At 36.9% G+C, this 3,411-nt stretch carries 3 protein-coding genes; 1 reads left to right on the top strand and 2 read right to left on the bottom strand.

The features are described 5' to 3' along the window. Window positions 1-146: 146 nt before the first annotated feature. On the top strand, window positions 147-1,685 hold the full coding sequence (locus tag AC07XN_RS23870) for a YifB family Mg chelatase-like AAA ATPase (protein ID WP_494744870.1): 1,539 nt from the start codon (window positions 147-149) through the stop codon (window positions 1,683-1,685). 43 nt (window positions 1,686-1,728) lie between these two features. On the opposite strand, the gene AC07XN_RS23865 is transcribed toward AC07XN_RS23870, so the two are convergent. Further along, on the bottom strand, window positions 1,729-2,370 hold the full coding sequence (locus tag AC07XN_RS23865) for a transposase (RefSeq protein WP_494744869.1): 642 nt from the start codon (window positions 2,368-2,370) through the stop codon (window positions 1,729-1,731). A 95-nt stretch (window positions 2,371-2,465) separates the two neighbouring features. Further along, the gene (trpA, locus tag AC07XN_RS23860; RefSeq protein WP_494744868.1) at window positions 2,466-3,245 is read right to left on the bottom strand and encodes a tryptophan synthase subunit alpha; all 780 of its coding nucleotides are present in this window, start codon (window positions 3,243-3,245) and stop codon (window positions 2,466-2,468) included. Window positions 3,246-3,411: the final 166 nt, after the last annotated feature.

The following is a 3,411-nucleotide window of genomic DNA, read 5'->3' as shown; positions in this document are numbered from 1 at the left end:
CGTGAAGGGACATACCCACGAGTTGAAAACTCGTGCTACAAATCATTCATAATTATTACTTCATAACACAATCAAACAAAGTAAAACTATCTTATCTTTGTTTAGCTAATTATTTATTCAACTAAGTTCTATAAAAACCACATTCTATGCTTGCAAAAACCTTCGGTAGTGCCGTTCATGGTGTTGATGCTACCATTATCACTGTTGAAGTGAGCGAAGGCCAAGGACAAAATTTCTTTATTGTTGGGCTTCCAGACGGAGCTGTTAAAGAATCTACTCATCGGGTGGAATCTGCTATCAAACAAACAGATTTTTTCTTTCCTCGTACCAAAGTTGTTGTAAACCTTGCTCCTGCTGATATCCGTAAAGAAGGTTCTGCTTATGATTTACCCATTGCTTTAGGGATTATCCATGCTTCTGGACAAAGTAATTTAAAAAGCCTTGAAGACTACGTAATTATGGGCGAATTAGCCTTGGATGGTGCTTTACGACCTATCAAAGGAGTTTTACCCATTGCTATTGAAGCCCGAAAAAAAGGTTTGAAAGGATTCATTCTTCCCATTGAAAATGCTTCAGAGGCTTCTATCGTCAACAATTTAGACATCATCGGTGTCAATACGTTAAGAGAAGCGGTTGATTTTTTGAAAGGAACGCTTCAGATAGAACCTTTGATTACTGATACGCGTGATATTTTCTTTAACTCTCAGAATGATTACGATGCAGACTTTTCGCACGTGCAAGGACAAGAAAATATTAAAAGAGCCTTAGAAATAGCGGCAGCTGGTGGGCATAATGTTATCATGATTGGCCCTCCCGGTGCTGGCAAAACCATGTTGGCAAAAAGGATTCCTTCTATCCTTCCTCCGCTTTCATTACAAGAAGCCTTGGAAACTACTAAGATACATTCTGTAGCAGGGAAACTAGGGACGAAAGCTTCCTTAATTTCTACACGACCTTATCGTTCACCACATCATACCATTTCAGATGCGGCCTTGGTTGGTGGAGGAGGAAACCCACAGCCTGGAGAAATTTCATTAGCCCATAATGGCGTATTGTTTTTGGATGAATTACCAGAATTCAAACGCTCGGCTTTGGAAGTAATGCGTCAGCCTTTAGAAGAACGAAAAGTATCTATTTCTAGGGCAAGATGGGCAGTAGAATTCCCTTCAAGTTTTATGTTGATTGCTTCTATGAATCCTTGCCCTTGTGGTTATTACAATCACCCCGAAAAAGAATGTGTTTGTGGGCCTGGTGTAGTACAAAAATACCTTAATAAAATATCGGGACCATTATTAGATAGAATAGACCTTCATGTAGAAGTAACACCCGTGAAGTTTGAACAATTATCGTCTAACAGAAAATCTGAAAGTTCTGCTGATATTCGAGAGAGGGTAATTAAAGCGAGAGAAATACAAACTGTTCGTTTTAAAGACCATCCTGCCATTTATTGTAATGCCATGATGCCTTCGCAAATGGTGAAAGAGATATGCGAAATTAATACGGCAGGCGTTGCTTTATTGAAAAAAGCGATGGAAAGATTACAACTTTCGGCAAGAGCTTACGACCGTATTTTAAGAGTAGCTCGTACAATATCCGACTTAGCAGGCACAGAAGACATTCGTGCTGAACATCTGGCCGAAGCGATACAGTATAGAAGTTTGGATAGAGAGAACTGGGCGGGGTAGTAAAAGGCAACGACTGTAGTGTATATGTCGTCATTTGCTTTCATTACATAATACCATTGTAAATCTCTTTGATATAAGACCATTTCCAGTCTTTTTTCGCTTGGCATAAACCTGCTTTAACAGGATTATTTAATACATAATTCAAAATTCGATGAAGTTCATCTCTATTACGTACCAGTCTATCATAACTTTCTCTTTGCCAAAACTGGCTGGTACGTTCTAAAATTTTATTACATTCAAAAGCCGAATAACGTTTGACGGAATGCATAAAATCTTCTAAATAAAATGGGGTGTCAGTTTCTGATTCATCAAATAAACGAACTACAACATGGACATGATTGGACATGATACAATACGCATATAATTCTATCTTTTTATTATCCCAAAAATGTAAAGAGTCAGCGACTATTTGAGCTATAGCATGACTTTTTAGGTAATGATTCCCCTCTTTATAAGTATCATAAAAGGTATCTCGTTTAGCAAAATCTAGTCTTCCTAGTTTATCTAAATCATTTTCATAATTTTTGGAAAATTGAATAATATTAGCTTTTGCCCTAGCATATTCTTCTTTCCATTGTTCTAATACTGACTGAAGTATACTCCCATAAAGATTGTAGGTAACGAAGTATGTTCCACCAAGAGGTTGTAAATGAGGTAGACTTCTTCTATAGAACTGTTTTTTCATATTTTTTGAGTAGAACTGTATCTGTAGCACGAGTTTCCAACTCGTGCACAAAATACTATAAAGTGCACGAGTTGAAAACTCGTGCTACAGAATTGTTATAAACCCTTCACCATTTTTACAAAAGCTTTGGTATCTCCATCTAAATCTGTTGAATTACTTAGCATTTTAATAAAAGCACTACCTATAATAGCTCCTGCTGCGTGTGAAGAGGCCTTTTTAAAGGTTTCATTATCCGAAATACCAAACCCTATCAGTCGTGGATTATTTAAATTCATACTGTTTACTCGTTCAAAATACTCTTCTTGGACATCCGAAATGCCTGATTTTGCACCTGTAGTACTTGCCGACGAAACCATATAGATAAAACCGTGTGATACTTCGTCGATATGTCTGATTCTACTTTCGCTAGTTTGTGGCGTAATCAAGAAGATATTTAGAATACCATATTTATCAAAAATAGCTTTGTATTCTTCTTCATACACACTGGCAGGCATATCAGGCAAAATCAAGCCATCAACCCCAACTTCTTGGCATTTTTGGCAAAAAGCTTCTACCCCAAATTGTAAGACTGGATTAATATAACCCATCAATAAGATAGGCACACTAATGCCTTCCTGACGGATACCTGCTAGTTGTTCAAACAAAAGCTTTACCGTCATTCCATTGTCGAGTGATACTTGGTTAGCTTGCTGGATAGTTTCTCCATCTGCCACAGGGTCTGAATAAGGCATCCCTATTTCTACTAAGTCCGCTCCTCCTTCTTGTAATGATTTCAAAATCAATTTAGTATCATTGATTTTCGGAAAGCCTGCTGTAAAATAAACGTTAAGTAAGTTATTCTTTTTTACTGAAAAAAGTGCTGAAATACGGTTCATGATATGGTTTACCTCATCCCCTCTCCTTTAGTGTAGGATTATTAAGTTCTTGTGTTATCTACCCTATTTGAGAAAATACTATGTAAAAATGAAATAATATTTTCTTAAAACGTGTGTTTTGATAATATAATTTTGAAAATCATTTACTATTAGCGGGGGACTTAAG

Source organism: Arcicella sp. GW458-12-2-14-TSB2, assembly GCF_059423785.1.
The sequence above is the reverse complement of the archived record's forward strand: the minus strand, read 5'-3'. Positions and strand labels throughout refer to the sequence as shown.

Bases quoted from the DNA above. Each gene is read 5' to 3' on its own strand.
- AC07XN_RS23870 (WP_494744870.1), top strand. From the start codon at position 147: ATGCTTGCAAAAACCTTCGGTAGTGCCGTTCATGGTGTTGATGCTACC.
- AC07XN_RS23865 (WP_494744869.1), bottom strand. From the start codon at position 2,370: ATGAAAAAACAGTTCTATAGAAGAAGTCTACCTCATTTACAACCTCTT.
- trpA (WP_494744868.1), bottom strand. From the start codon at position 3,245: ATGAACCGTATTTCAGCACTTTTTTCAGTAAAAAAGAATAACTTACTT.